This window comes from Lishizhenia sp., from assembly GCF_033720595.1.
In the GTDB taxonomy this organism is placed as follows: domain Bacteria; phylum Bacteroidota; class Bacteroidia; order Flavobacteriales_D; family Crocinitomicaceae; genus Lishizhenia.
The window spans coordinates 1-1,574 of sequence record NZ_JAWWCF010000325.1 but is presented as its reverse complement, the minus strand read 5'-3'; the positions used below and the strand labels follow the sequence as shown (position 1 = coordinate 1,574).

Genomic DNA, 1,574 nt, shown 5'->3' with positions numbered 1-1,574 from the left:
TCGTATTTATTGACCCATGCTGTTAAACCTTCTTCGGTTAACATGGAAGCCAAATTTCTTAAACTCGTTTGAATATTATCTTTTGAAAACCATCCATTGTGATGAATTTGGGTATTAATAATGCGTTGAATTTTCTCGTATTCGCTCGCGGTAAGCCCTATGTCTGTGCTTTCCCAATCTTTTCCTTCTCCTAAATGTTGCATTACCTTTCCTAAGGCTACAAAAGCTTTTATACGCTGTTCTATTGTCATATTGTTCTCAACAATGAATATTTTACAAATATTTTTCAAAAACGAACCAAATATACGCCTGCTTCGTTTTATATTTGCAAACTTACGTTTTAACGTTTAAAAAATACAAGAGAATGGCAATAATGATTACGGATGAGTGCATCAATTGCGGAGCATGTGAGCCGGAATGTCCGAATAATGCAATATACGAAGGTGGAGCTGAATGGAATTATGCAGACGGTACATCTTTAGCAGGTATAATTACGACGCTTGACGGAGAAGAAATAGAAGCCGATCAAGACCACGAACCAAAAGACATGGACGTATACTACATCGTAACGGATAAGTGTACGGAGTGTGTTGGTTTCCACGATGAGCCTCAGTGTGCTGCTGTTTGTCCTGTTGACTGTTGTGTTGACGATCCAGATTTCGAAGAGTCTGAAGACGAATTATTAGCGAAGAAAGATTTTATGCACTTAGGTGAATAAGTTATTAAATATAAACTTGAATGAGGGCTTCTTTTAAGGAGCCCTTTTTTTTTATCACAATCCAACCTCCACTTACCTTATTCTCAAAAGACCAATTCTGGTTTTACACTTTTCTGTGTACATACTACTTTAAAATTGAGAACAATGGAAGGGTAGATTTAGTACGAGTTACGAAGGAAGAGGAATTAGATGAAATTTACGCACTAACCTATGAAAGCTATTTAAGAGCTGGATTAATTGAAGTGAAAGAAGACACACGCGTAATACATCATCCTCATTTTGACAGGTGTGATCAGACCTATATTATTGCGGCAAAAAAGGAAGGAAAATCCATAGGAACCATTTCCATAACCCTTGACAGCAAAAGGGGGGTTACCTGTAGATAATGCTTGCTTTCATCAAAATGTAGAACAATTACGTGAGATGAGCAATAAGTTAGCGTATACATGTAGAAATGCCATACATCTTGACTACTCCAACAATTTTCAATTGCTTTTTACACTCATACAAAAAGCCACAGATATTGTTTATGAGAAGGAAGTAGACTACATTCTGTTCACTTTTGCACCAAAACATGCCCGTATCTATGAAAAATTATTCCACTTAAAACCTTTGGCTAAAGGTGAAGATGATAACGTAGAGATACTCCCCGAACAAAAAGAAGTGGTACTTATGGGAGTAGCCTACGAAGATTTACCCGAAAAATGGACAAAACACCATGTGTGTTCTGTAGTATAGAAAATAGATGAAAACACCTGGGTATCGCATGAGCGGTAGTACTGGAAAGCCTGGAGGTTTTTGATTTAGAAAAACTGGAGAAAGCAAAGCGGTTGAGCTTTGAAGGCGACGAGTTTTT

At 37.3% G+C, this 1,574-nt stretch carries 3 protein-coding genes and 1 pseudogene; 3 read left to right on the top strand and 1 reads right to left on the bottom strand.

The features are described 5' to 3' along the window. Positions 1-251 (bottom strand): annotated as a pseudogene (locus R3333_RS14565) (hypothetical protein); the annotation flags it as partial. 113 nt (positions 252-364) lie between these two features. Here R3333_RS14565 and R3333_RS14560 point away from each other — a divergent pair. The 3 genes from R3333_RS14560 to R3333_RS14550 are packed head-to-tail and all read left to right on the top strand — an operon-like array spanning position 365 to position 1,456. Then, positions 365-718, top strand: coding sequence for a 4Fe-4S dicluster domain-containing protein (locus R3333_RS14560; protein ID WP_318959486.1), 354 nt, complete (start codon positions 365-367; stop codon positions 716-718). A gap of 20 nt (positions 719-738) precedes the next feature. Beyond that, entirely contained in the window at positions 739-1,104 is a 366-nt protein-coding gene (locus tag R3333_RS14555; protein WP_318959485.1) for an N-acyl amino acid synthase FeeM domain-containing protein, read from the top strand. Then, positions 1,073-1,456, top strand: a complete 384-nt coding sequence (locus R3333_RS14550; protein WP_318959484.1) for an N-acyl amino acid synthase FeeM domain-containing protein — start codon at positions 1,073-1,075, stop codon at positions 1,454-1,456. Before R3333_RS14555 ends, R3333_RS14550 begins: the two co-directional genes overlap by 32 nt. Positions 1,457-1,574: the final 118 nt, after the last annotated feature.